We start from the raw sequence: 24516 nt of genomic DNA, 5'->3' as shown, positions 1-24516 counted from the left end.
GCCGACTAGGCTTTCGGCGGCAGCGCGAAGGCCGGTGCCATCAAACCCGCCTTGCTCCGCCCGTGGGGATCCTGGCTGGCCCGCACGGCATTCACGAGCTCCAGCGCCGTCCCGGTCAGCGGCGGCAGCTCCATCGGGCTCGTGCCGAGCGGCGTCACGCGCTTGCCCCACTTCACCAACAGTGCGCAGTACGTGAGTCCGCCGCCGAATGCCGGCATGAGCAGCCAGCTGCCGGGCCGCACGCGCCCCTCTTCCAGCGCCTCGACCAACGCGACCGGCACCGTCGCCGCGCTCATGTTGCCGTACTTCTGCACCGTGAGCATCACCTTCTCCATCGGCACGCCGGCGTACTTGGCCACCGACTCGATGATGCGCAGGTTCGCCTGGTGCGGTACGACGAGGCCGATGTCATCCGCCGAGAGCTTCCGCGCCTCCATCACGCGCTTGCACGCCTCGCTCATGCCATGCACGGCGCGCTTGAAGATTACCTGGCCATCGAAGTCCCACAGCGTGTCGCCGTAGGTGATGCCGAGCCCGGAGTACCCGCAGCCGAAGCCACGCACCCGCAGCGAATCGCGCGCCTCGGCGTCGCAGCCGAGGACGGCCTCGAGCATGCCGGTCTCCTGGTCGCTGGCCTGCAGGACGACGGCGGCGGCGCCGTCGCCGAAGAGCACGGCCACGTTGCGGTTGCTCCAATCCATGTAGCGCGAGATGAGCTCGACGCCGATGACGACGGCGTTCCTGACGATGCCGGTGCGGATCATGCTCGTCGCGGTCGCGAGTCCGTAGCAGAAGCTCGTGCACGCGGTGTTGAGGTCGATGCTCGCGGCCTCGGTCGCACCGAGGGCGAGTTGCACGCCGGAGGCGGAGTTGGGGCAGAGCTCTTCGTTGCTCACGCCGCCGTAGATGATCAGCTCCACGTCCGCGGCGTCGAGGCCGGCGCAGGCCAGGGCGCGCGACGCGGCAATGGTGCTCATCTCAACCGCGCTGACGTGCGAGATGCGGCGCTCCTTCATGCCGGTGCGCGACGTGATCCACTCGTCGTTGGTGTCGAGGAAAGTCGAGAGGTCGTCGTTGGTGAGCGTGGCCGGCGGCATGCACTTGCCCCAGCCCGTGATCTCGGCGTATCGCATGGGAGGTTCCGTGGGGGGAGACTACTCGGGCACGACGGCGGTGGCTTCGATCTCCACCACGGCGTCGGCTTCCATCAGGGATGATACCTCGACCGCGGTCATCGCCGGGAAATGCTTGCCCATCACGTCGCGGTAGGCCGCGCCCAGCGCGGCGCCGGCGGCGAGATACGCCGCCCGGTCGGTGACGTACCAGGTGAGGCGGACGATGTGCTCCGGCTTCGCGCCGTCCTCGGCGAGGATCGCGACGATGTTCTGCAATGCCTGCTTGGCCTGCGTGACGAGATCGCGCCCGACAAAACGCTGCTCTGCGTCCCAGCCGATCTGGCCGGCGAGAAAGATCGTCCGGCCGCGCGCGACGATGCCGTTGGCATAGCCTCTCGGCCGGGCCCAGCCGTCGGGCTGCAAGGTCCTGTGGCTCACGCGGCCTCCCGCGGCGAGATGTCGTTGGTCACTTGGGCTCCTTGAGGCGGAAGCGCTGTAGCTTCCCGGTATCGGTCTTGGGCAGCGCCGCGACGAACTCGACGAGGCGCGGATACTTGTACGGCGCGATGGTCGCCTTCACGAAGTCCTGGATTTGCTTGGCGAGCGCGCTCGAGGCCTCATGGTCGGGCTTGAGGACCACGAAGGCCTTCACGGCTTGACCGCGTTCTTCATCGGGCACGCCGACGACGGCGCACTCCGCGACGCTCTCATGCTGCAGCACGGCGGCCTCCACCTCCGGTGCGCCGATGTTGTAACCGGCGGAGAGGATGAGGTCGTCCGTGCGCGCCTTGAAGAACACGTAGCCGTCGGCGTCCATCAGGGCAGCATCGCCGGTGAGGTTCCATCCACCCTTCACGTAGTCGCGCTGGCGCGGGTCGTTCAGGTAACGGCAGCCGGTGGGCCCGCGCACCGCGAGCCGCCCGACTTCACCGGTCGGCAGCGGATGCAGCGCGTCGTCGAGGATCGCGACCTCGTAGCCCGGCACGGCCTTGCCGATGGCTCCCGTCCGCACGTCCTTCCCCGCCGCAGCGATGAAGATGTGGATCATCTCCGTGGCACCGATGCCGTCGAGCATCTCGATGCCAGTGGTCTCGCGCCAGAGCATGCGCGTCGCGTCCGGCAGCGCCTCGCCCGCCGACACCGAGGCCCGTAGCGACGGGAGGCGCCAACGCTGCGGCTCCTTCTTGAGTGCGAGCGACATCGCGCGGTAGAACGTCGGTGCGGTGAAGCTCACGGTCGCCTTGGTCTGTGCGATGGCATCGAGCAGCGACTCCGGCGTGGCCTTCTCGACCAGCACGGCCGCACCGCGCGCCGCCAACGGGAAGCACAGCAGGCCGCCGAGCCCGAAGGTGAAGGCCAAAGGCGGCGTGCCGATGCAGCGGTCCGTATGCGTGGCCTTGAGCACCTGCTTGGAGAATCCGTCGCACATGGCCATCACGTCGCGATGGAAGTGCATGCAGCCCTTCGGCACGCCGGTGGTACCCGACGTGAAGGCGATGAGGCACACATCGTCGCGGCTGGTGCGCACGGCATCGAAGGCCCCACGCGGCACGGCCATCAGCGCCTCAAGCCCTTCGGCATCGTTCGTACCCCAGACGCGGATGTCGCGCAGCGTCGTCGGTGACTCCGCTGCGAGGCGCAGTTCGTCCGCCAGTCGCACGTCGCAGAGCGCGGCCTGGCATTGCGCCCGCTCGGCGATGACCCGCAACTCCTTGGTGCGCAGCAACGGCATCGTCGTCACGGCCACGAGGCCGGCCTTCACCGTGGCCAGCCAAGCGACGGCCATCCAGCGGCCGTTGAAGCCGCGCAGCAGCACGCGGTTGCCGGGTTCGAGCCCCATGTCGCGCACGAGCACATGCGCCAGCGCATCGACCTGCGCCGCGAGCTCCGCGTAGGTGGTGTGCTGCCAGCCGCCATTGCCATCGGGCGTGATGAGCGCCGGGCGATCCGCGTGTCCGTCGGTGAGCGCGCGATCGAGGAGCTCGACCGCGGCGTTCAGCGTCGCCGGATAGTCGTATGGTGGGTCCAACCGGATGACCGGCCACTCCTCCGCCGGCGGCAACTGCCGACGGGGCCAGTGATCCACGTGGGCACTCGGTCCGAGGTCCTTCGGCGCAGCCGTGGGCATCGCAGAGGTCCTTGTGTCGCGGGTTAGGCGTTGCGGGGGTCGCGCGTGGCAGACTCGGCCGCCTTGAGCAGCTCGCGTCCGATGATCAGGCGCTGCACTTCGGTCGCGCCTTCATAGATGCGGAGCGCGCGGATGTCGCGGTACAGGCGCTCGACGATGTGTCCGCTCCGCACGCCGAGCCCGCCATGCAGCTGGACGGCACGATCGATGATTGTCTGGGCGTGTTCCGTCGCCGTGAGCTTCGCCATCGCCGCCACCGCCGTCGTGCGCGCGGGGGTGCGATCGCGCTGCCACGCGGCGCGGTAGGTGAGCAGGCAGGCCGCGTCGAGGTCCGCGGCCATGTCGCCGACGATGGCCTGCGCCAAGGGCTGCGCGGCCAGCGTGCTGCCGAACATCGCGCGTGCATTCGCCCGGGCGATCGTCTCGCGCAGCGCACGGCGCGCGAAGCCGACCGCCGCCGCCGCGACCGACACGCGGAAGATGTCCAGCGTCCGCATCGCGAGCTTGAAGCCATCGCCCACCGCCCCGATGCGATGCGTGTCCGGCACTTCGCATGCGGTGAACTGCAGCGTGGCCAGCGGATGCGGCGACACGGTCTCGATGCGCTCAGCGATCGTCAGGCCCTTCGTCTCCGCCGGCACGAGGAACGCCGTGATGCCCTTCGCGCCCGAGCTCGCGGCATCGCTGCGGGCGAACACGCAGTAGAAATCGGCGATGCCGCCGTTGGAGATCCAGGTCTTGCGGCCATCAAGTCGCCATCCGCCCTTCGTCGGCGTGGCCGTGGTCGCGATGGCGGCCACGTCGGAGCCGGCGTCCGGCTCGCTCAGCGCGAACGCGGCGATCGCGGTCCCGCGCGCCACCTTGGGCAGCCAGGTCTGCTTCATCGCCTCGCTGCCAGCGAGCGTGATCGCGCCCGAGCCCAGTCCCTGCATCGCGAAGGCGAAATCAGCCAGCGCGTCGTGCTCGGCCAGATGTTCGCGCAGCACGCACAGCGCGCGCGAGTCCAACTCGGCGAGCGCGCCGCCCTGCGCGGCCGGCACGCAATAGCGCAGGAAACCGGCGGCGCCGAGCGCCTTCACCCAGCTGCGGCAGGCGGCGTCGGCGTCGGCGTGGTCGATGGACTGGGTCGATACCCACTGCGCGACCTCGCGCGCGAGCGAGCGATGTGCGTCATCGAAGAACGGCCAATCGAGATGCGAGGTCGAAGTGCTCACGTCAGTTGCCCTCGAAGACGGGCGTGCGTTTGGCGGCGAAGGCCTCGAAGGCGCGGCGGAAGTCCTGCGTACCCATGCAGATGGCCTGCGCCTGCGCTTCCATCTCGAGCGCCTGCTCCAGCGAGACGCTCCACTCCTGCAGCAGCATCTTCTTGGTCATCGCATGCGCGAACGCCGGACCGTTGGCCAGCGCCGCGGCGCGCGCCTGCGCATCCGCCAGCAACGCGTCCGGTTCGACGATGGCATTGTAGAACCCCCAGCGCTCGGCTTCGGCGGCGTCCATCGAGCGACCGGTGTAGAGCAGCTCCGCCGCGCGACCCTGCCCGATGATGCGCGGGAGCATCGCGCAGGCGCCCATGTCGCAGCCCGCAAGCCCGACACGCGTGAACAGAAACGCCGTCCTCGCGCGTGGCGTCGCGAGCCGCAGGTCGCTCGCCATCGCGAGGATGGCACCGGCCCCGGCGGCCACGCCGTCCACGGCGGCGATGATCGGTTGCGGCGCGCGAAGCATCGCGAGCACGAGATCGCCAGTCATGCGCGTGAAGGCCAGGAGTTCCGGCTCCGCCATGCGCGTCAGCGGCTCGATGATCTCGAACACGTCGCCGCCGGAGCAGAAGTTGCCGCCGGCGCCGGTCAGCACCACGGCACGCACATCGCTCGCGAAGGGCAGCTCGCGGAAGAGATCGCGCAGTTCGGCGTAGGAATCGAACGTGAGCGGGTTCTTCCGCTCCGGCCGATTCAGCGTGATGGTGGCCACGCGTCCATCGGCGCTCACGGACCAGCCGAAGTGCGTGAAGCGCCGCGCGGCGAAGGGACGGCGCATCGCCGTCATCGGGTCAGGAGCGGTCATCGGACGTCCTTGGGGAAGTGCGGAAGCGGGCCTTGAGGCTGCCCAGCGCGCCGTGCAGCGCGCGGCGCTCGGTCGGGGAGAGCTCGGTGAACAGGTCGGCGATCAACGCTTCGTGTGCCCGCGCCATCGTCTCGAAGTGCCGGCGACCGGTTGCCGTGAGGCGCACGACCGTCGCGCGCCGGTCGGCCGCATCCGGACGGCGCTTCACGAAGCCCTCGCGTTCCAGAGCGGCGACCAGCCAGGTGACATTGCCGTTCGTGACGAGGATGCGCTCGGAGAGCTCGCCCATGCGCAGGCCGTCGGGCGCGCGGTGCAGCTGCGCGAGCAGGTCGAAGCGTGGCAGCGACGACCCGAACTCGCGCTTGAGGGCGCTGTCGACCACGCGCTCGACGAGCGTCGTTGTGGTGAACAGGCGCAGCCACAGGCGCAACGCCTCGTGCTCGTCGGGCCCGAGCGCCGACTCGGCGTCCGCGTGGCGCAGCGCTGCGCCCGTCACCGGTCGAGCCCCATGAGCACGAAGGTCTCGCCGCTTGCGGCTGCGCCGGCGCCCACACAGAAGTGCAAGACCGCGTCCGCCACTTCCTGTGCTTCGACGATGCGCGGCTGCCCGGCGTCCTTGAGGATCGCGGCCAGCGCCTCGGCCTCGCTGAGGCCCGTCTTAGCCGAGATCTTCGCGAGCGAGCCGCTCACGAGGTCGGTCGCCACATAACCGGGGCAGACGGCGTTCACCGTGATGCCCTTGCCGCGGTACTCGGCAGCCAGAGCGCGCGTGAGTCCGACCAGCGCATGCTTGGCGGCCACATAGTGCGCCACGTAGGGCGCGCCGTGCAGGCCGGCAATCGACGCGACGTTCACGATCGTCCCGTGTCCGCGCTCGAGCATCGCCGGGAGCACCGCCTGCGCCGTGTGCACCGCGCCCATCACGTGCACGGCGTACATCTGCGTGAACACCTCAGGCGGCGTCTTGAGGAACGGGATCGTCTCGACCGTGCCGGCGTTGTTGACGAGGATGTCGACAGGGCCGAGTGCCGCGGCGGCGCTTTCGCAGCCGGCGCGCACGGCGGCGCGATCGCTGACGTCTGCGGTGACGATGTGCGTTTGCGTGGCGACCTCCGCCGCGACGCGCTCGGCGGCGGCGCGGTCGCGCACCATGAGCGTGACCTGCGCGCCCTGCGCGGCGAGCGTGCGCACGATGGCCGCGCCGATGCCGCGGTTGGCGCCCGTGACGAGCGCGTGCTTGCCGGCAAGACTGCTCACGTGAGTTCTCCCTTGGGTGGGGCGGCGGCAGCGGCCCCGGCGGCCGCGCGCTCGCGTTCCATCAGGCGATCGAGTTGCTGCTTGGCGGCGCGGTACTGCGGCGGCCAGAACGGTCCGGCGCCCGGGTAGCCGAACTTCGCCGACTCCGTCAGCGTCCACCCCGGATTCACGAGGTGGGGCCGGCCGACGGCCACGAGATCCGCCCGGCCCGACGCGATGATGCCGTTCGCCTGGTCCGCATCGGTGATGGCGCCGACGGCGATGGTCGCGATGCCGGCTTCCTGGCGCACGCGGTCGGCGAAGGGCGTCTGCCACATGCGGCCGAAGACGGGTCGCTCCTCCTTCACCACTTGGCCTGCGCTGACGTCGATCACGTCGGCGCCCGCGTCCTTGAACAGCGCGGCAATCGTCACGGCATCGTCGCCGGTGTTGCCGCCGGGCATCCAGTCGTGGGCCGAGATGCGCACCGACATCGGACGGTCCGCCGGCCACGTGGCACGCATCGCGCGGAATACCTCGAGCGGAAAGCGCGCGCGGTTCTCCAGTGACCCGCCATACGCGTCGCTGCGGCGGTTGGTCAGCGGCGAGAGGAACGCCGAGAGTAGGTAGCCGTGCGCGCAGTGCAGTTCGAGCCAGTCGAAGCCGGCGTCCGCCGCGAAGCGCGTCGACTGCACGAACTCGTCGCGCACGCGGTCCATGTCGGCGCGGGTCATCTCGCGCGCCCGCTGCGAGATGCCCTTCAGGTACTCGGTCTCGCTGGGCGCGATGAGCGGCCAGTTGCCATCGGGCAACGGCTGGTCGATGCCCTCCCACATCTTCTTCGTGGAGCCCTTCGCGCCCGCGTGGCCGAGCTGCAGGCCGATCTTCGCGCCCGAGTTTTCGTGGACGAAGCGCACGATGCGCGCCCAGCCGTCGCGCTGCGCGGCGTTCCAGAGCCCCGGGCACCACGGCGTGATTCGCGCGTCCGGCGCGACGCAGGTCATCTCGGCCATCACGAGTCCCGCGCCGCCCGTGGCGCGGGCGCCGAGGTGCACGAGGTGCCAGTCGCCGACGCTGCCGTCCGTGTTGGCGCTGTACTGCGCCATCGGCGAGACCACGACGCGGTTCCGCAGCGTGACGCCGCGCACCGTGTACGGCGTGAGCAGCGGTGGCGGAGCGGGGCTGTCGGCCTTCAATGCCATGCCGACGCGCTCGGCGAACCAGCGCTCGAAGCTCGCCACGTACGCGGCGTCGCGCACGCGGAGGTTCTCGTGCGAGATGCGCTGCGACCGCGTCAGCAGCGAGTACGCGAACTGTTCGGGCGCGAGCCGCGCGTAGCGCTCCACGGACTCGAACCACTCGGTGGAGTTTCGCGCGGCGTTCTGCAGCTTGAGCACCTCGACCGAGCGCTCGGCCTGGTAGCGCGCGAAAGCCTGCTCGCGGTCCGGCTCGGCGGCGAGGATCGCGTCGAGGGCGATGGCATCCTCGAGCGCCAGCTTGCTGCCCGAGCCGATCGAGAAGTGTGCGGTGTGCGCGGCATCGCCGAGCAGCACGACGGGCACGCGGCGTGCGCCGTCGGCGATCCAATGCAGCCAGGAGCCGCAGGTGATGCGCGGGAAGCGGATCCACTGCGCGGAGCCGCGGAGATGGGCGGCGTTGCTGAGCAGCGGTGCGCCCTGGAGCTGGTCGGCGAAGAGGCGTTCGCAGAAGGCGATGGACTCCTCGCCGGACATCGCGCCCAGTCCGGCACGGTCCCAGTTCTCCTGCGGCGTCTCGACGATGAACGTGCTCATGCCCTCGTCGAACTGGTACGCGTGTGCCTGGAACCAGCCCTGCGGTGTCTCGACGAAGGCGAAGGTGAAGGCGTCGAACTGGCGCGGCGTGCCGAGCCAGACGTAGCGGCAGTGGCGCAGGTCGGTGTCGGGCTGGAAGCTCGCGGCGTAGCGCTCGCGGATGCGGCTGTTGATGCCGTCGGCGGCGATGATGAGATCGGGATGCTCGGCGGCGACGAGCGCGTCGAGGTCGGCGGGCAGCTCGTGCTCGAACGCGAGCGTCACGCCGAGTTCGCGGCAGCGCGTGTGGAGGATCGCGAGCAGTTCCTTGCGGCCGATGCCGGAGAAGCCGTGTCCGCCGGACCGGATCGTGCGCCCGCCGAAATGGATGGCGATGTCGTCCCAGCGGTGCAGGGCGTCGGCGATGCGGCGGCCGCTCTCGGGGTCGGCGGCGCGGAGGTTGTCGACCGTCTGGTCGGAGAGCACGACGCCCCAGCCGAAGGTGTCGCCCGGGCGGTTGCGCTCATGGACCGTGACGGACGCCTCCGGGTGCCGGCGCTTGAGCAGCAGCGCCGCATAGAGCCCACCGGGACCGCCACCGACGACCACCACGCGCACGCGCCTGCTCCGGATTGGGGACGGGGAGAGTGTGCGGCCAATTGTTTTAAATGTCAAGTAAATCCCGGCGTCCGGACGCTAGGCGCGGCCACTACCTTATATGGATGCATCACACGATGACTCCGTCGACCCGATGACCGGCTCGACCAAGAAGAAGGCCGCCGGGACGCGGCGCGGGGGCCGCCGCCGGGGCGGCAAGGGCGGCCCGAAGGCCAGCGCCCCGAAGCAACCGACCCTGACATCCGTGCCGACGGGGCGCGCCGCGTACGTCGACACCCGCAAATGGCTGCTCAAGCAGCACGGCCCCGTCTGCGCCTACTGCGAGCGCATCGTGCCCGAGCGCACGATCACGCTCGATCACGTGACGCCCCGCAAGGGACTCACGGCCTACGACCGGCGCGACAACCTCGTGCTCAGCTGCAAGACCTGCAACAGCGCGAAGGCCGACAAGCCGATCCTCTCGTTCCTCCTCGGCAACCGCGCCCGTGTCGTCGCGCTGTACAAGTACGGGCAGCACCTCAGCCATCAGCTCGTCGAGATGGTGAAAGACCTGCTGCCGCCCGACCAGCGCCCGCCGCTGCCGACGGGGCCTGCCCACGCGCGCAAGGCCAAGCCGCAGGGACGGCGTCGCAGCTGGAGGGAGCTGTACCCGCAGGATCGCGACGACGCCGATCCGTATCTCGACTGAACCATGCCGATCACCCGCATCTCCACACCGCACGCGCCCACGCCGGCGGGCCACTACGCCCAAGCCACCGTCCACGGCGGCACGGTCTACGTCGCCGGCCAATTGAGCATCGACCCGGCGACGGGCGAGAAGCTGCACGGCAGTATCGAGGAGCAGACCGAGCGCACGCTGCGCAACGTCGAGGCCATCCTGCACGCCGCGGGCAGCGATTTCGCCCACCTGCTCAAGGTGAACGTCTACGTCACCGACATCGCGTTCTGGCCGCGCGTCAACGCGGTGTACGCGCGTGTGGTCGGCGCCGACGTGCCGGCACGGGCGGTGGTGCCCGTCCCGGCTCTGAACCACGGCCTCTTGATCGAGATCGACGCGATCGCGGCCGTGAAGGGCTGAGTCCGCGCGGACTCAGCGCGGAGTCAGGGAATCACCACCGCCGCCATCTGCTCCGTGAGCTTCGCCGGCTCGTAGCCGCGGCCGGCGCGGAACACGAGCTGCACGTTTCGCAGGTCGGCGATCCGCTCGTGCGGCTTGCCGTTCACGATCACCAAGTCGGCCACCTTGCCGACCGCGATGCTGCCCATGGTCGAGTCGAGGCCCATCACGCGGGCGGACGTCAGCGTCGCCATCTGCAACACGGCCGGCGCCGGCACGCCCGCGCGCTCGTACTGCTCGAGCTCGGCGATGTAGTTCGAGCCGTCCGTACCGGCGACCATCGTGATGCCGTGTTCGTGGAGCCGCTTGATCAGCCGGCGGTAGGCGGCGTTGTTCGCCTTGGCCTCGAGCGAATCGGCGCCGTTCTCGGCGCGCATCCAGAGGTTGAACGTGCCGTCGACCACCGTGTTGTGCGCCTTGAGGTCGGCGAGCAGCGCGGTCATGGCGGCGCCATCAACGTCCGTGCGCGGCGCGACGATCGACGCGACCAGTGAGTACGCGCGCATCTCCGGCACGTAGAGCGAATCCTGGTGATGCGTGGAGAACAGGAAGGCCGCGTGGTTGATCTCCTCGAAGCCCAGCCGGATCGCCGCGTTCACCGTGAGCCCGCGCGGGACGTGCCCGCTCACGCGCAGGCCGTGCTTGCGGGCCTCGGCGACAATCGTCGGGACGAGGTCCGGATGCACGAGGTTGTAGAGCTTGACCTGGCGGTAGCCGAGCTCGGCGTAGCGCGCGACGGCCGCGCGGGCTTCGTCTTCGGTGCTGACGATGACGTCCGTGGGGCCATACCAGCGCTGCGGGCCTTCCATGATGCCGCCGAGTACGAGGTGCGGTGCGACGATCTCCAGGGCGTTGGAGCGGTCGCGGAGTGACGTCGCGGCGTCGGTGTCGGAAGCGAGGTCGCGCACGCCGGTGACGCCCATGGCCAGGTCGCGCAGCGACTGGCCGGCCGGCGACGAGGCGAACACGTGCGAATGCATGTCCCACATGCCGGGGATCACGGTCTTGCCGCGCGCGTCGATGCGCCGTGCGCCACGCGGCGCGCGGAAGCCGCGGGTCGGCGCCACGGCCGTGATGCGGCCGCCCGAGATCGCGATGCTGTACTGCGGCAGGATGGCGCCGGAGGCGGCATCGAACACATCGGCGTTCTCGATCACGACATCGCCGCTGTGCGTCGGCGTGAGGCGCGCGGCGATGCGCGCCGCGATGCGCGCGCGGTAGTCGAGCTCGATGGCTCGCAGCGTCGGCATCGCGCCGATAAAGTCGGGGTGTACGGGGATGAACCAGTCCGCCGTGCCGGCCACGAAGGCGCCGCTGCCGTCGATCCACACGCCGCGCGGGCTCGCGTTGGGGCCGTGGAACATGGCGAACCGCACGCGCGCGCCGCCGCGTGCGGTGGTGACCACTGTGTCCGCCGCGATCACGAGCTGCGTGCGCGCGGTGCCCGGCAGCAGCCGGCCGGCACCATCCGGCAGGCGCAGCAGCTGCTGCGCGAGGAAGGCAAGGTCGAGCGGTGTCGCATTGCCCAGCGTGAGCACGCCACCCGCGCGCGGCAGCGTCTGCGTGGTGCTGCCGCGCGAGATGCGCACCGAGTCGCCGATCACGCGGTACGTCTCGCTGGCGGCGCTCACGGTGCCATCGCGCGTCATCGGCCGCGACTCGGCGGCCACCACGCTGCCGTCGGCGCCGAGCATGTAGCGGTTCTGCACCCAGCGGCCGCGGTTGCGGTCGATGTGCGAGTACGAGACCACGAGCGAGTCGGCGTCCCGCACGACCCGCATCTCGCCGGCCGGTCGGCCGTGGTTCATGACGGGATACGTGAGCGTATCGGCGGCGATTGCGAGCGCGAGCAGGAGCGACATGGCGGCGGGGCCAGAGGGAACCGGGCGGGACGACCGCGTAGTGGCGCGGCCGCGTCGGGAGCGATACGCTAGGGAATATGCGCAGACTTCTCCTCGCTGGAACCGCCGTCCTCGTCGCGACGGGCTGCCGTCGTCCCCTCGACGCCGCATCGCTGGCCATCAAGTCGCCGACGCCGGATCCGATTGCCGGCGTCGTCACCGTGGAACCGGTCGCCACCGGCCTCGTGCAACCCTGGGCCATCGAGTTCATGCCTGACGGTCGCATCCTGGTCACGGAGCGGCCCGGTCGCCTGCGCATCGTGAGCGCCGACGGCAGCCTGTCGGCGCCGTTGAGCGGTGTGCCGACGGTCCACGCGCAGGGGCAGGGCGGACTGCTCGACGTCGCGCTCGATCCGGACTTCGCGACCACGCGGCTCGTCTACCTCAGCTATTCCGAGCCAGGCGAGGGCGGTGTCGGCACCGCCGCGGCGCGTGGGCGCCTGACCGAGACCGGGCTCGTCGATGTACAGGTGATCTACCGGCAGCGGCCCAAGCTCGAAGGCAACGGACACTTCGGGTCTCGCTTGGTCTTCACGCGAGACGGCACGCTCTTCATTACACAGGGCGATCGGCAGTCGTATCGTGAGCGAGCGCAGGACCTCACGCAGGGCATGGGCAAGATTGTGCGCCTCAACGCGGACGGCTCGATTCCCGCGGACAATCCGTTTGTCGGGCAGTCGAATGCCCAGCCGGAGATCTGGTCCTACGGGCATCGCAACCTGCAGGGCGCGACGCTGCACCCGGAGTCGGGCGCATTGTGGACAGTCGAGCATGGCGCCCGTGGCGGCGACGAGCTGAACCATCCGGAACCGGGTCGCAACTACGGCTGGCCGGTCATCACGTACGGGCGCGACTACTCGGGCCTCCCGATCGGTGAGGGCACGGCGCGCGAGGGCATGGAGCAGCCGGTGTACTTCTGGGATCCCGTCATCGCGCCCAGCGGCATGACGTTCTACACGGGCACGCGCTATGCAGGCTGGCAGGGCAGTCTCCTGATCGGCTCGCTGAATCCCGGTGGCCTCGTGCGCCTGACGCTACGCGACGGCCGCGTGACGTCCGAGGAGCGCTACCTGCGCGAGATCGGCGAGCGCATCCGCGACGTCACGCAGGGCCCCGACGGCTACCTCTACGTCGTGACGGACAATCCGAACGGTCGCGTCCTGCGCGTGGTGCCGGCGGCGCCGTAAGCGCCGCCGGCGGGGACTACATCAGGAGCATCGTCGCGAGCCCGAGCAGCATGCCCATCGACGCGACGTCGGTGGCGGTCGTCAGGAAGATGCTCGAGGCCGTCGCCGGATCGGCGCCGACGCGCTGCAGCGTGAGCGGAATGAGCGCACCGCTGATGCCGCTGATGACGCAGGAGCCCATCATCGCGAGCACGACGATGCCGCTCAAGGCCAAGGCGTTCGGATTCCCCTGCGCCCGCGCGACGAAGAACATGCCCGCGCCGGCGACGAGGCCGACGAGGAATCCGTTCAGGATGCCGAGCAGCGCTTCCTTCGCGACCAGCGCCTTGCCGGCGCCCTTGTCGAGCTCCCCGAGCGTCATGCCACGCAAGGTCACCGCGAGCGCCTGACAGCCCGTGTTGCCGCTCTGGCCCGCGAGCACCGGCAGGAACAGCGCGAGGATGACCATCTGGTCCAAGGTTTCCTGGAAGAAGCCGACCACGCCGGCCGCGAGGAATGCGGTGAGCAGGTTCAGCTGCAGCCATGGGTGCCGGAACTTGAGCGAGCGCGGCCACGGCGTAAGCAGGCGCTCCTCGTCGTTGACGCCGACCATCTGGCCGGGCTGCGCCGAGATCTCCACGGCCTGCTCCTGGAACATCGCGCTGCCGCGCACCTGCCCGAGGAAGCGGCCGACGTCGTCGACGACGGGATACACCGGATAGTGCCGGTGCACGACGATGCGCATCGCGTCATCGAGCTGCTGCTCGGGCCGCAGCGCAAAGACGTCCCGGAGCATCACGTCCTCGAGCCGCGCCGCGTCGTCCGCGGCGAGCAGGTCGCGCATCGTGCAGACGCCGACCAAGCGTCGCTCGGCGTCGAGGATGAACGCATACGTGAAGAACGTCGCGCGCGGCACGCCGCGCACGCGGTCTGAAGCCTCGCCCACCGTCTCGTTCGGGTGGAACGTGAGCGGCGGCACTTCCATCAAGCGGCCGACGCTGCCCTCGGGGAACGAGAGATTCAGCGACCATTGCCGCGTCACGCCCTCAGGCGCGGCGGCGAACAGGGAATCGCGCTTGTCGTTCTCGAGCTCGGGGATGATGTCGCCCGCCACCGACGGATTGATCTGCTGGAGCACCTCGGCGGCGACGTTCGGATCGAGGGCTTCGAGGGCGTCGGCGGCCTCGGCGGGGCCGAGGGACTCGATCGAGCGCTTGAGCTGTTCGGACGTCAGCGGCTTCTTGCGGGACTTGCGACCTTCGGCCACGGTGGGACTCCTGCGCGGGCGGTAGGGTGGTGGATGCGCAAGAAGATGTGCCGGGCACCCGCGATGCACCAGTTGGCGCGCACGCCGATCGGGGCCAAGTTCAGGGGGATTGAACGCTGCGGCTGCGGGAGGCGTAGCCATAGGTTCGCTCTTCACCTCTACTGGGATTCTCGATGCGTGCTCCGATCCTCGCCCTGCTGCTGACTGCCGCGCCGTTGGCCGCCCAGATGGGCGGCGGTGGCGGCGGCCGCGGTGCCGCCCAGGCGCCGCGCGATACCGCGCGCCGCGTGCTCACCATCCCCGGCCTGCGCGACGGCCAGTCGATGTTCCCGCTCGCGAACTACCGCGAGATGCAGCCGCGGCAATGGGGCGTGATGGACTTCGCGCACTACCACACCACGGCCGAACTCAACTACTGGATGCAGCGCTGGGCCCGCGAGCGGCCCGAGATCGTCGAGCTCGTGCAGGTGGGCACCTCCTTCGGTGGCCAGCCCATCTGGCAGCTGATCGTCACGAACAAGTCCACCGGGAAGCACACCGACAAGCCGGCGGCCTTCTTCGAGGGCGGTCGCCACTCGGGCGAGATCACCTCGAGTGAGAGCGTCCTCTGGCTGGCCTGGCACGTGATCGAGAACTACGGCAAGGACCCGGCGATCACGCGGCTGCTCGACCAGTCGGTGCTCTATCTGCGCCTGAACAACAATCCCGACGGCGCGGACATGTACAAGCTCACGCCGATGGCGAACCGCAGCTCGGTGCGCCCGGTGGACAACGACGGCGACGGACTTCTCGACGAAGACTCCGGCGAGGACCTCGACGGCGACGGCCACATCCGGCAGATGCGCAAGTTCGTCGGCGCGGGCAACGGCACGCACGTCATCGACACAATGGACGCGAAGGGTCGCCTGATGCGGCAGGTCGGACAGGGCCGCGGCGACTACATGGTGTATCCGGAAGGCATCGATAACGACAAGGACGGCCGCTACAACGAAGACGGCGTCGGCGGCCTCGACCTGCACCGCAACTACCCGTACAACTGGCGTCCGATGGAAGAGGCGACCGGCCGCGGCCAGACGCAGTTCGGCGCGGGCGAGTATCCGCTCTCCGAACCCGAGACGCGTGCCGTGTTCCTCTGGCAGGTGCGCCACCCGAACATCAGCGTCACCAACTCGATGGACACGTCGGTGCCGATGCACCTGCGCGGGCCCAGCACCTGCCTCGAGCGTGAGTGCGTGTTCCCGTCCGACCTCAAGCTGCTGCAGCACTACGATTCCGTCGGCAACTCGCTGACCAACTACGGGCTCGCCGGCGACGTGTACTGGACCTACGGCACGCGCGGGCAGCCCGCCGGCCAGGAGCGTCCGACTCCGCTGTTCGGCCACGGGCCGGATTTCGGCTACTTCCAGATGGGCCAGGTCTGGTACGGCGACGAGCTCTGGAACGGCGGTCGCGAGATCGACTACAACAAGGACGGCCGGATCGACCAGTACGAAGTGCTGCGCTACAACGACGAGCGCTTCGGGGGCCGCGGGTACCAGATGTGGACGAAGGTCATGCATCCCGATCTCGGCGAGGTCGAGGTCGGTGGCGCGGATCCCAAGTTCTGGTCGCAGAACCCGCCAGCCGAGGATCTCGAGCGCTGGGCCAAGAACCAGGCGATGTTCAACCTGAACATGGCGATGGATCTGCCGAAGCTCGACATCCCGAACGTCGAGGTGCGGCGTCTCCGCGGCGCCCAGCGCGACTCGGCCACGCACGAGGTCCTCGTGCGCGTCCGCAACAGCGGGCGCATCCCGACGGCACTCGAGCAGGCCAAGCGCGTGCACATCGTGCGGCCGGACGCGCTCACCATCGAGGGCGGCGGACTGCGCACCGTGGGCCCGCGCATCCAGGAGTTCTGGGTGGGCGGCTTCGAGACCAAGACGGTGACGGTGCGCGTGATCGCACCGGCCGGGCAGACGGTTGAGGCGAACGCCCGGGTGACGAGCACGCGCGGCGGCATCGCCGACGCGCCGGTGGTGATCAGGCCGTAAGCGTCAGCGGGGCAGGCGCGCATCGAGCCACCGCTCGATGCGCGCGAACACGGGAGCGGCCAGCTCCCCTTCGTTGAGGATTTCGTGGAAGAGCGCATCGAAGCGCTGCGACTCCACGACCTCGCGGGGGGCGCTGGCCGCAAACGCATCGCTGCCCCGCGGGTCCACGAGGCGGTCCGCACCGGCGTAGAGCAGCAGCGTCGCCGTGTCCCATTTAGGCGCCGCCGCCAATGCGGCCTCACCGGAGTCGAGGATGGCCTGCGCCAGTCGCGCCGAGATGCGGTCGTGCACGAGCGGATCATCGAGATACGCCTGCACCGTGGCTGGATCGTGCGCGATGCCCGTGGCGTCGAGCCCGTTGCCCTGCGCGAGGTCCGGCGCGAAGCGACGCCCGATGGCCAGCTGGAGCCGTTGGAACACCGACAGCGGCGCCTTGAGCGCCGGACTCGTGAGGATCACCAGGTCCGCCGCGCGCACGCGGCGTGCGACGAAGTCGGCGACGACCGCGCCGCCCATCGAATGGCCGAGCAGGAGAAAGGTCCCGCTCGACGGCCGGAGGGCGTCCACCACGGTGCCGAGGTCATCGCGCAGCGCCCCGGCTGTCGGGATGATGCCGCGCGCGCCCTCGGAGCGTCCGTGCCCGCGATGGTCGTAACCCACGCAGCGCAGCCCGCGTGCCGCGAACCACGCGGCGACATGCGCGTAGCGGCCGCCGTGCTCGCCAAGGCCGTGGACGACCAGGACGGTGCCACGCGGCCCGTCGCCGGGCCAGCGGTGCAGTGCGAGGCGCGTGCCGTCGCCGGCCTGCAGGGAATCAGGGATCGTGGTCACGGGTAGATAGATGGACTGGAACATTAGACCCCCGTCCCGCACTTTGCGAGCACGATGCGACTGCGCCTCCTCCTGCTGCCGATGCTGCTGGCTTGCCTGCCGACGACCGGGCGTGCCCAGGGCCCGGCCGCGTCGGACTCCGCGGCGGCGCGAGAACTCGTCGTGGTCCTGCACGGCATGGGTCGCACGGCGCGCTCGATGCGGCCGGTCGAGCTAGCGCTGCGCGAGGCGGGATTCGACGTGCTCAACATCGGCTACTCGAGCTACTGCTGCAGCATCCCTGAACTCGGCGCTACGATCAGGCAGGAGATCGAGGCCAAGCGCCTGCCGACGCACACGCGCATCCATTTCGTCGGCCATTCGCTTGGCAACATCATCGCCCGTTGGGTGATTGCCCAGGAGGATGCACCGCCGGGCGTGGGGCGCCTCGTCATGCTCGCGCCGCCGAACCAAGGCGCGATGATGGCGAATCGCTTCGCGCCCATCGCCGGCTGGCTGCTCGAGCCCATTGACGAACTTCGCAACGACAGCACGGCCACCGTCCGCCAGATCCCGACGCCACCGGGCGTCGAGATCGGCGTCATCGCCGGCCGCGACGACAGCACGGTGCGGCTCGAGGAGACGCACGTCGCCGGCGAGACGGCGCACATCGTCGTGAAGGGCAACCACACGTTCATCATGCGCGAGCCGGAAGTGCATCGGCTCACCGTGGAGTTCCTGCGCAGCGGGCGCTTCACTCCCGCTGCGGCGGCTGCGGCGCGATGAGCGACGCCACGACACGCGCCGCGCACGGCGCGGTCACGGCAGCCGACGGACCGATCCTCGTCTACGACGGTGACTGCGGCTTCTGTGCGCGGTCGGTGCAGTTCATCCTGCAGCATGACCGTCGCGGCATCGTGCGCTTCGCGGCTCGCGAGGGCGAGGCCGGCCGTGCGGTGCGCGAGCGGCACTCGGACCTGAAGACAGTGGAGTCGCTGCTGTGGGTGGACCGCGACCGAGATGGCCGCGAAGTCGTGTACGTGTACTCCGATGCCGTACTGCAGACCGCGCGGTACCTCGGCGGCGGCTATAGCCTCCTCGCTACGCTCGGGTCCGCCGTGCCGCGGTTCCTGCGCGATCCGGTCTACAACGCCATCGCGCGTGTGCGGAAGCGCCTCATGGGCGGTGCGGCAGCCTGCCATCTCCCCGCGCCGCACGAACTCGCGCGCATGCTGCCCTGACGCTTGCCGGTCAGGCGCCGTCCGCGTCAGCGCACGGCGTCGTAGTCGCTCGGCGTGTCGACGTCCTGCAACGCCTCCGCCGGCCAGTCATGCATGCGCGCCTCGGCCGCGTGCGCGCGGACCACCGCCTTGCCGCAACCCTCGCCGTGCCACGCCAGCAGCTCCGGCCACAGCGCGCGCCGGAACACCAACGGTGGCGCTAGCACATCGTCGTAGCGCGAGACGCCCAGTGGCTCCGCACCGGCTGCCACGCCGTCGACGAGCGCGCGCAGCATCGGCGTCGTCACGTGGACCATGTCGGCGAGCATCACGAGCGCCGCATCGACATCCTCGGGCAGTGCGCGCAGTCCGGCGTGCAGCGAGGCGCTGGTCGGACCGGTAGGATCCGGCGAGGCGGCGAACCGCACGTCGAACGCGACGAGCGCCTCGCGCACGCGTTCGGCTTCGTGCCCCGTCACGACGACCAGCGGATCGCAGCCGGCATCGCGCACGCGGCGCACCGTCCGGTGCACCATGGGTTCGCCCTCGACGGGCAACAGCAGCTTGTTGCGCCCCATGCGCGTCGACGCCCCGGCGGCGAGCACCACGGCGCCGACACGCAGCGGCCGCGCGGCGTCGCTCACGAGCGCGGTGCGGACGATGACGCGGACGGCGTCGGCTCCGCGGCGTGGATCGGCGCCTGACGCTCGCGCAGCGATTGCGGCCGACGCCCGCTGCGCACCGCGAGCATCTCGGCGACCACGCTCAGCGCCACCTGCTCCGCGCCATCGGTGCCGATGTCGAGCCCGACCGGCCCGAACACACGCTCATGCTCCACCGGTCCTTCGTTGCGCAGGATGCCGAGGATCCGCGCCGTGCGCTGTCGCGGACCGAGCACGCCGAGGTAGCGTGCCGGCGTCCGCAGCAGCGCCCGCAGGTAGTCCGTGTCGTCGGCGAAGTTGTGGGTCATCACCACGGCGAAGGCATCGGCATCGAGCACGATGCGCTCCGCCAGCTGCGCAGCATCGGCTTCGACCAGGTGAATCGGCAGTGGAAAGCGCTCGCGCGTGAGCAATCCCGGCCGGCGATCCGCCACGACCACGCGGAAACCCACCGACGATGCCAGCCGCGCGAGATGCACGGCATCATCGCCGGCACTCACAACCAACAGGCGCGGCGGCGGCTCGAGCACATCGAAGAACCGATCGCCCCGCAGCGTCGAGGCGTCGCTACCGGACGATTGTTCGCCACGGGCGTCGAGCGGATAGACTCGGCGCACGCCGCTCAGCAGGTCCGTCTCCACCACATGGGCACGCTCGGCGGCCAGCATCGCACGTTCCGCCTCACGAGCATCGTGCACGGGCTCGATGAACAGCTCGACGACGCCTTCGCAGCCCACGCCGAGGTCCCAAGCCTGGATCTCGTCTATGCTGCCGCAGTACTCGCGACGCTCGGCGATGCCGCTGCGGATCACCCGCAGCGCGACCTCGCGCACGTCGGCCTCGAGACAACCGCCGCTCACGTTGCCGACGTGCTCGCCGCTGGCCGCGACGACGAGCTTGGCACCTTCATGCCGGTACGCCGAGCCCTGCACGCGGATCACGGTGGCCAACGCACAGGGCACGCCCGCCGCCTGCCACTCAGCGAGGCGGGCGAGCACCTGACGCGTCTCCAGCCACTGCTTCATCTCAGCTCCAGCGCAGGTTGTGCTTGTTCAACGGCAGCGAGCGGATGCGCTTGCCCGTCGCGGCGAAGATCGCGTTGGTCAGGGCCGGGATCACCGGCGGCAGCGCCGGCTCGCCCATGCCGGTCGGCGGCACGTCGGAGGTCTTGAACTGCACCTCCACCGGGGGCACGCCGCGCATGCGGAGGAGCGGGAAATCGTGGAAGTTCGACTGCTTGGCGGCGCCGCCCTCGATGGTGATCTCCTGCGCCATCGCTTCGCTCAGGCCATCGAGCACCGAGCCGCGCACCTGGTTGAGCGCGCCGCTTGGGTTGATGATCACGCTGCCGACGTCGCCGGCCACCCACACCTTGTCCACCGTGACGGTGCCGTTGCGGGCGACCGTCGCCTGCACGACCTCGGCGAAGTAGCCGCGGTGGCTGAAGTGGAAGGCGACGCCCATACCCGTGCCGCGCGGCAGCTGCTTAGTGCCCCAGCCCGACATCTCGGCCACGAGGTCGAGCACGCCGCGCATGCGCGCCGCATCCATGAACTGCGGCCGCGGACCGCTGGCCGGTGGCGGCGGCGGCGCGAACTGCGCGAGCATCTCGCGGCGGAACGCCACGGGGTCCTTCTTGGCCGCGTGCGCCAGCTCATCGATGAAGCTCTGGTACACGAAGGCGATCGCGTTGCTCGTCGGCGCGCGGAGGAAGCCCGTCGGCACGCCGAGTGGCATGGTGGACGTCGCGAGCCGGAAGTTCGGCACGAATGCCGCCGGAAACTCCGAGCCGCCAATGCCCGCGGCGGGCGCGAAGCCGTTGCCCTCGCCAAATGAAACGAAGTGATTGTCCCAGGCGACGAGCTTGCCCTGCGCGTCCACGGCGCCACGCAGCTTGTGGTAGCCGGCGGGACGGTAGAAGTCGTGCTGGATGTCGTCCTCGCGGGTCCAGACGAGCTTGATCGGCGCGCCGACCTGCTTGGAAATCGCCGCGGCCTCGACCATATAGTCGTTGTTCAGCCGGCGGCCGAAGCCGCCGCCCGACCGCACGATGTGGATCACGATGTTCGCCTGCTCGATGCCCAGCGTGTTGGCGCAGAGTGCGCGACCCGACTGCGGATTCTGCGTCGGCGCCCAGACCTCGAGCTTGCCGTCCTTGAAGTGCGCCGTGCAGTTCATCGGCTCGAGCGAGGCGTGCGCGAGGAACGGGTACTCGTACTCCGCCTCGACTACGCTCGCGCCCTGGAGCGTCGCCGGCGCATCGCCTTGCGCGAACAGCGTGCGCTGCGGTTCGGCGGCGAGGAACTCCGTGGCCTTGGCGCGGAACGCCGCGCTCGACTGCTGCGCCGTGGGATGCTCGGCCCAAGTGACCTTGAGCGCGTTGCGCGCCACGCGCGAGTTCCAGTAGCTGTCGGCGACGATCGCCACGCCGGGCAGCAGGCCAGCCAGCTGCGTGCCGCCTTCGATGACGAACGCATCGCGCACGCCGCGCATGCGCTTGATCTCGTCGAGGTTCGCGTTCGCCACGCGCGCGCCGAACACCGGCGCCTTCACGTACTGCGCATGCAGCATGCCGGGCACCGTCACGTCGATGCCGAACAGCGGCGCACCGCGCACGATCTTCGGGTTGTCCACGCCCGGCAGCGGCTTGCCGATGATGCGGTACTCGCTGGGTGCCTTCATGCGCACCGTCGCGGGGTCGGGCGCCGGCAGCGTCGCGGCCTTCGCGGCGAGTTCGCCGTAGCCCAGCGTGCGGCGCGTCGCGTGGTGGTGCACGCGTCCGTCCCCGTTGGTCTGGCACTCGCTCTCCGGCACGTTCCAGGTCTGCGCCGCGGCGGCGATCATCAACGCGCGTCCGACCGCGCCGGCCCGGCGCAGTGGCTCCCAGTTCGTCGGCGTCGCCGTGCTGCCGCCCGCCACCTGCGGGCCGTACTTGGCCGGATCCGAGTCCGCCTGTTCGATGGCAATCGCGTCCCAGGCGACGTCGAGCTCTTCGGCGATCAGCTGCGGCATCGAGGTCTTCACGCCTTGGCCGATCTCGGGGTTCTTCGCGATGATCGTCACCTTGCCGTCGGCACCGATCTTGATGAACGCGTTGGGCATGTAGTCCGCGGCCAACTCCGTGGCCTGCGCATCGCGGGCGCGGAACTGCAGCGTCGTGCCGATGAGCAGTCCGCCGCCGGCGATGCCGGTGACGCGCAGGAAGTCGCGACGATCGAGTGTCGAGGTCACAGGGCCTCCTGCGTGGCGGCGTCGGTGTCGCGCGCGGAGGCGTCGTTGTTGGCGGCGATCGCCGAGGCGCGGTGGATGCCCTCGCGGATGCGATGGTACGTGGCGCAGCGGCAGAGGTTGCCGGTCATCGCTTGGTCGATGTCGGCGTCCGAGGGCCGCGGCGTGCGCCGCAGCAGCGCGGCGGCCGTCATGATCTGGCCCGCCTGGCAGTAGCCGCATTGCGCGACGTCCAGCTCCTGCCAGGCCTGCTGCAGCGGATGCGTGCCGTCCGCGGAAAGCCCCTCGATGGTGACGACGTTGGCGTTCGCCACGCCGGCCACCGGGAGGTTGCAGGACCGGATCGCGTTGCCGTTCACGTGCACGGTGCAGGCGCCGCACTGGCCGATGCCGCAGCCGAACTTCGGGCCCTTGAGGTCGAGGACTTCGCGCAGGGCCCACAGGAGGGGCATGTCGTCCGGGACGTCCAGCGTACGGCGGGTCCCGTTGACGGTGAGGGTGACCGGCATCGGCGCTCCAGAGAGGGAGAAGGGTGCAAGTTCGCTCGGCGGGCGCGCTCCCGCAACGCATCGTCGGGCGTCTCGCACTAGAGTACGTTTGGGTATGGCCAAGGGTTGCCGATGAGCTGGAGCGTACTCCGGGACCTCCCCGGCTGGTGGGCCTACGCGGCCGCCGCCGTGGTGCTCGCGTTCAATCTCGCGGCCACGGGCCACGTGCTCGTGAACAAGCGCGACGTGCGGGCCGCGATTTCGTGGACCGGCGTGATCTGGCTGGTGCCCGTGATCGGCTCCGTGCTCTACGCGATGCTCGGCCTCAACCGCATCCGCCGTCGCGCCGCCGAGCTGCAGCGCGCCCGCCGCCGCATGAGTTTGGCGACGCCGCACGGCACGGCGATCGCCCGCGTCGGGACGGCGACCAGCGTGCCGACGGCCTTCGAACCGATGGCGCGACTCGGCGAGACCATGAGCGGCCGCCCGCTCCTCACGGGCAACCGCATCACGCCACTGCATAATGGCGACGAAGCGTACCCGGCCATGCTCGCCGCCATCGACGCCGCGCGGTCGTCCGTCGCGCTGTCGAGCTACATCTTCGGCGACGATGCGGCCGGGCGCCCGTTCATCGAAGCCCTCGGGCGCGCCGCCGCCCGCGGCGTCGAGGTGCGGGTGCTCATCGACGGCGTCGGCGCGCGCTACACGTGGCCGCCGGTGGTCCAAGCCCTCCGCAAGGCTGGCGTCCGCGCCGCGCTGTTCCTGCCGCGCGTGCGCGACGCGGGACTCGGCTTCTTCAACCTCCGCACGCACCGCAAGGTGCTCACGGTGGACGGCCGCGTGGCCTTCTGCGGGGGCATCAACATCCAGGCCCGCAACATCCATCGCGACAATCCGCCGCGCATGGTCCGCGACATGCACTTCCAGCTCGAGGGCCCGATTGTCGGCCAGCTGCAGGAAGTTTTCGCCGAGGACTGGGCGTTCATGACGCGGGAGTTGCTGGATGGTCCGCAGTGGTATCCGACGTTGCCGCCCACCGGCGAGACCACGGCCCGCGCCTTCACCGACGGACCCGACGGCGATCTCGAGATCCTGCGCACCGTCCTCCTCGGCGCCCTCGCGAGCGCCCGCGAGTCCGTGCGCATCGTCACGCCGTACTTCCTCCCGGACCAAGGGCTGATCTCGGCGCTCACCGTCGCGGCGCTGCGCGGCGTGCGCGTCGATATCGTGCTGCCGGCGAAGGTGAACATCCCCCTCGTGCAGTGGGCCGCGACGGCGCAGCTTTGGCAGGTACTGCGGCCCGGATGTCGCGTGCATCTCACGCCGCTGCCCTTCGATCACACCAAGCTCATGGTGGTCGACCGCACCTGGGTGCTCTTCGGCTCGTCCAACTGGGACCCGCGGTCGCTGCGCCTGAACTTCGAGTTGGACGTCGAGTGCTTCGACCGCAAGTTGGCCGAGCGCTTGGACGAGGAAGTACGTATGAAGATCGCCGGCGCGACGGAACTCACGCTGCAGCACGTGGACTCGCGCCCCGGCTGGAAGAAGCTCGGTCACGGGCTCGCCCGACTGCTCTCGCCCTATCTCTGACATGACTGCACCGCGCGTCCGGACCACTGTGATGAAGGTTCTCGCCATCCAAGCCTTGGCACTGGCGCTGTTGTGGCTGCTCCAACAGCGCTACGGGGGCT

Annotated in this window: 22 protein-coding genes; 7 read left to right on the top strand and 15 right to left on the bottom strand. The window is 70.0% G+C overall.

The features are described 5' to 3' along the window. Window positions 1–5 precede the first annotated feature (5 nt). The 8 genes from Strain318_RS13040 to Strain318_RS13005 are packed head-to-tail and all read right to left on the bottom strand — an operon-like array spanning window position 6 to window position 8933. A complete protein-coding gene (locus Strain318_RS13040) occupies window positions 6–1133 on the bottom strand; it encodes a ketoacyl-ACP synthase III (RefSeq protein WP_367886135.1) in 1128 nt (375 codons plus the stop codon). Between the two features lie 21 nt (window positions 1134–1154). After that, window positions 1155–1553, bottom strand: a complete 399-nt coding sequence (locus Strain318_RS13035) for a RidA family protein (protein ID WP_367886134.1) — start codon at window positions 1551–1553, stop codon at window positions 1155–1157. Window positions 1554–1581: 28 nt separating this feature from the next. Next, a complete protein-coding gene (locus Strain318_RS13030; RefSeq protein WP_367886133.1) occupies window positions 1582–3243 on the bottom strand; it encodes an AMP-binding protein in 1662 nt (553 codons plus the stop codon). 23 nt (window positions 3244–3266) lie between these two features. Next, complete coding sequence (locus Strain318_RS13025; protein ID WP_367886132.1) at window positions 3267–4457, bottom strand: acyl-CoA dehydrogenase family protein; 1191 nt, start codon at window positions 4455–4457, stop codon at window positions 3267–3269. Window position 4458: 1 nt separating this feature from the next. Then, window positions 4459–5307: an enoyl-CoA hydratase family protein gene (locus Strain318_RS13020; RefSeq protein ID WP_367886131.1), complete on the bottom strand. Its 849-nt coding sequence runs from the start codon at window positions 5305–5307 to the stop codon at window positions 4459–4461. Next, on the bottom strand, window positions 5294–5803 hold the full coding sequence (locus Strain318_RS13015) for a MarR family winged helix-turn-helix transcriptional regulator (protein WP_367886130.1): 510 nt from the start codon (window positions 5801–5803) through the stop codon (window positions 5294–5296). The genes Strain318_RS13020 and Strain318_RS13015 overlap by 14 nt, the downstream gene beginning before the upstream one ends. Next, window positions 5800–6564: an SDR family NAD(P)-dependent oxidoreductase gene (locus tag Strain318_RS13010; RefSeq protein WP_367886129.1), complete on the bottom strand. Its 765-nt coding sequence runs from the start codon at window positions 6562–6564 to the stop codon at window positions 5800–5802. The genes Strain318_RS13015 and Strain318_RS13010 overlap by 4 nt, the downstream gene beginning before the upstream one ends. Then, entirely contained in the window at window positions 6561–8933 is a 2373-nt protein-coding gene (locus Strain318_RS13005; RefSeq protein WP_367886128.1) for a bifunctional salicylyl-CoA 5-hydroxylase/oxidoreductase, read from the bottom strand. Before Strain318_RS13005 ends, Strain318_RS13010 begins: the two co-directional genes overlap by 4 nt. Before the next feature lie 100 nt (window positions 8934–9033). On the opposite strand from Strain318_RS13005, the gene Strain318_RS13000 reads away from it, so the two are divergent. After that, window positions 9034–9621: an HNH endonuclease gene (locus Strain318_RS13000; RefSeq protein ID WP_367886127.1), complete on the top strand. Its 588-nt coding sequence runs from the start codon at window positions 9034–9036 to the stop codon at window positions 9619–9621. Window positions 9622–9624: 3 nt separating this feature from the next. Beyond that, window positions 9625–10011: a RidA family protein gene (locus tag Strain318_RS12995; RefSeq protein WP_367886126.1), complete on the top strand. Its 387-nt coding sequence runs from the start codon at window positions 9625–9627 to the stop codon at window positions 10009–10011. Window positions 10012–10034: 23 nt separating this feature from the next. Here the strand turns inward: Strain318_RS12995 and Strain318_RS12990 are convergent, their stop codons facing one another. Continuing rightward, the gene (locus Strain318_RS12990; protein WP_367886125.1) at window positions 10035–11912 is read right to left on the bottom strand and encodes an amidohydrolase family protein; all 1878 of its coding nucleotides are present in this window, start codon (window positions 11910–11912) and stop codon (window positions 10035–10037) included. A 77-nt stretch (window positions 11913–11989) separates the two neighbouring features. On the opposite strand from Strain318_RS12990, the gene Strain318_RS12985 reads away from it, so the two are divergent. Beyond that, window positions 11990–13138, top strand: a complete 1149-nt coding sequence (locus Strain318_RS12985) for a PQQ-dependent sugar dehydrogenase (protein WP_367886124.1) — start codon at window positions 11990–11992, stop codon at window positions 13136–13138. Between the two features lie 16 nt (window positions 13139–13154). Here the strand turns inward: Strain318_RS12985 and Strain318_RS12980 are convergent, their stop codons facing one another. Then, a complete protein-coding gene (locus Strain318_RS12980; RefSeq protein WP_367886123.1) occupies window positions 13155–14384 on the bottom strand; it encodes a magnesium transporter in 1230 nt (409 codons plus the stop codon). 173 nt (window positions 14385–14557) lie between these two features. Here Strain318_RS12980 and Strain318_RS12975 point away from each other — a divergent pair, with 173 nt between their 5' ends. After that, the gene (locus Strain318_RS12975) at window positions 14558–16417 is read left to right on the top strand and encodes a M14 family metallopeptidase (protein WP_367886122.1); all 1860 of its coding nucleotides are present in this window, start codon (window positions 14558–14560) and stop codon (window positions 16415–16417) included. 3 nt (window positions 16418–16420) lie between these two features. Here Strain318_RS12975 and Strain318_RS12970 read toward each other — a convergent pair whose 3' ends face one another. Further along, on the bottom strand, window positions 16421–17248 hold the full coding sequence (locus tag Strain318_RS12970; RefSeq protein ID WP_367886121.1) for an alpha/beta hydrolase: 828 nt from the start codon (window positions 17246–17248) through the stop codon (window positions 16421–16423). Window positions 17249–17302: 54 nt separating this feature from the next. On the opposite strand from Strain318_RS12970, the gene Strain318_RS12965 reads away from it, so the two are divergent. Together Strain318_RS12965 and Strain318_RS12960 are read left to right on the top strand one after the other, a co-directional pair. Beyond that, entirely contained in the window at window positions 17303–18013 is a 711-nt protein-coding gene (locus tag Strain318_RS12965) for an esterase/lipase family protein (RefSeq protein ID WP_367886120.1), read from the top strand. Then, window positions 18010–18468 carry a thiol-disulfide oxidoreductase DCC family protein gene (locus Strain318_RS12960; protein ID WP_367886119.1) on the top strand — a complete coding sequence of 153 codons (459 nt, stop codon included), beginning with the start codon at window positions 18010–18012 and terminating at the stop codon, window positions 18466–18468. Before Strain318_RS12965 ends, Strain318_RS12960 begins: the two co-directional genes overlap by 4 nt. A 26-nt stretch (window positions 18469–18494) precedes the next feature. Here the strand turns inward: Strain318_RS12960 and Strain318_RS12955 are convergent, their stop codons facing one another. The 4 genes from Strain318_RS12955 to Strain318_RS12940 are packed head-to-tail and all read right to left on the bottom strand — an operon-like array spanning window position 18495 to window position 22846. Beyond that, the gene (locus tag Strain318_RS12955) at window positions 18495–19091 is read right to left on the bottom strand and encodes a nucleotidyltransferase family protein (protein ID WP_367886118.1); all 597 of its coding nucleotides are present in this window, start codon (window positions 19089–19091) and stop codon (window positions 18495–18497) included. Next, complete coding sequence (locus tag Strain318_RS12950; RefSeq protein WP_367886117.1) at window positions 19088–20134, bottom strand: XdhC family protein; 1047 nt, start codon at window positions 20132–20134, stop codon at window positions 19088–19090. Before Strain318_RS12950 ends, Strain318_RS12955 begins: the two co-directional genes overlap by 4 nt. Before the next feature lies 1 nt (window position 20135). Beyond that, window positions 20136–22340: a xanthine dehydrogenase family protein molybdopterin-binding subunit gene (locus Strain318_RS12945; protein WP_367886116.1), complete on the bottom strand. Its 2205-nt coding sequence runs from the start codon at window positions 22338–22340 to the stop codon at window positions 20136–20138. Then, on the bottom strand, window positions 22337–22846 hold the full coding sequence (locus Strain318_RS12940; protein WP_367886115.1) for a (2Fe-2S)-binding protein: 510 nt from the start codon (window positions 22844–22846) through the stop codon (window positions 22337–22339). The genes Strain318_RS12945 and Strain318_RS12940 overlap by 4 nt, the downstream gene beginning before the upstream one ends. Window positions 22847–22957: 111 nt before the next feature. On the opposite strand from Strain318_RS12940, the gene Strain318_RS12935 reads away from it, so the two are divergent. Next, window positions 22958–24415 carry a phospholipase D-like domain-containing protein gene (locus Strain318_RS12935; protein WP_367886114.1) on the top strand — a complete coding sequence of 486 codons (1458 nt, stop codon included), beginning with the start codon at window positions 22958–22960 and terminating at the stop codon, window positions 24413–24415. Window positions 24416–24516: the final 101 nt, after the last annotated feature.

The sequence above is a fragment of the Pseudogemmatithrix spongiicola genome, from assembly GCF_030623445.1.
In the GTDB taxonomy this organism is placed as follows: Bacteria; Gemmatimonadota; Gemmatimonadetes; order Gemmatimonadales; family Gemmatimonadaceae; genus Pseudogemmatithrix; species Pseudogemmatithrix spongiicola.
Note: the sequence above shows the minus strand (reverse complement) of the source record. Positions and strands in the feature narration are given on the sequence as shown.

What these genes read in the sequence shown, in the direction of transcription:
- Strain318_RS12965 (WP_367886120.1), top strand. Translation starts at nt 17,303, where the DNA reads ATGCGACTGCGCCTCCTCCTGCTGCCGATGCTGCTGGCTTGCCTGCCG.
- Strain318_RS12950 (WP_367886117.1), bottom strand. Translation starts at nt 20,134, where the DNA reads ATGAAGCAGTGGCTGGAGACGCGTCAGGTGCTCGCCCGCCTCGCTGAG.
- Strain318_RS12985 (WP_367886124.1), top strand. Translation starts at nt 11,990, where the DNA reads ATGCGCAGACTTCTCCTCGCTGGAACCGCCGTCCTCGTCGCGACGGGC.
- Strain318_RS12935 (WP_367886114.1), top strand. Translation starts at nt 22,958, where the DNA reads ATGAGCTGGAGCGTACTCCGGGACCTCCCCGGCTGGTGGGCCTACGCG.
- Strain318_RS12990 (WP_367886125.1), bottom strand. Translation starts at nt 11,912, where the DNA reads ATGTCGCTCCTGCTCGCGCTCGCAATCGCCGCCGATACGCTCACGTAT.
- Strain318_RS13000 (WP_367886127.1), top strand. Translation starts at nt 9,034, where the DNA reads ATGGATGCATCACACGATGACTCCGTCGACCCGATGACCGGCTCGACC.
- Strain318_RS12995 (WP_367886126.1), top strand. Translation starts at nt 9,625, where the DNA reads ATGCCGATCACCCGCATCTCCACACCGCACGCGCCCACGCCGGCGGGC.
- Strain318_RS12960 (WP_367886119.1), top strand. Translation starts at nt 18,010, where the DNA reads ATGAGCGACGCCACGACACGCGCCGCGCACGGCGCGGTCACGGCAGCC.
- Strain318_RS12975 (WP_367886122.1), top strand. Translation starts at nt 14,558, where the DNA reads ATGCGTGCTCCGATCCTCGCCCTGCTGCTGACTGCCGCGCCGTTGGCC.
- Strain318_RS13020 (WP_367886131.1), bottom strand. Translation starts at nt 5,307, where the DNA reads ATGACCGCTCCTGACCCGATGACGGCGATGCGCCGTCCCTTCGCCGCG.
- Strain318_RS13030 (WP_367886133.1), bottom strand. Translation starts at nt 3,243, where the DNA reads ATGCCCACGGCTGCGCCGAAGGACCTCGGACCGAGTGCCCACGTGGAT.
- Strain318_RS12940 (WP_367886115.1), bottom strand. Translation starts at nt 22,846, where the DNA reads ATGCCGGTCACCCTCACCGTCAACGGGACCCGCCGTACGCTGGACGTC.
- Strain318_RS13040 (WP_367886135.1), bottom strand. Translation starts at nt 1,133, where the DNA reads ATGCGATACGCCGAGATCACGGGCTGGGGCAAGTGCATGCCGCCGGCC.